Annotated in this window: 1 protein-coding gene; it reads left to right on the top strand. The window is 35.4% G+C overall.

Annotation, left to right across the window (positions count from 1 at the left end):
• Positions 1 to 79: 79 nt before the first annotated feature.
• Positions 80 to 271, top strand: a 192-nt coding sequence (locus ACZY0B_RS28050; RefSeq protein ID WP_463767469.1) for an NAD(P)-binding domain-containing protein, incomplete at its 3' end; no start/stop codon positions are given.

Raw genomic sequence — 271 nt, 5'->3', positions numbered from 1 at the left:
ATACCAATTGTCCGAAACTTTGTTCTATAGTATCCTATAAGCATCCTTTGCGTTAATTTCATTTTCATAAATCAAAGATATGCAGGTTGTAATCATCGGTTCCGGTAATCTTGCTTGGGTATTAGCAAAATCATTAGTATTAGCAAAATTTCAAATTAAGCAAGTATACAGTAGAAATCTATCAGCTGCAGAAGCGCTCGTAAAGGAGGTAGGTGGAGAGGCGGTTGATACGATTAAGGCGGTACAAAAAGATGCGGATATTTATTTTATT

The sequence above is a fragment of the Mycobacterium sp. IDUB_19 genome (genome assembly GCF_055419445.1).
Note: the sequence above shows the minus strand (reverse complement) of the source record. Positions and strands in the feature narration are given on the sequence as shown.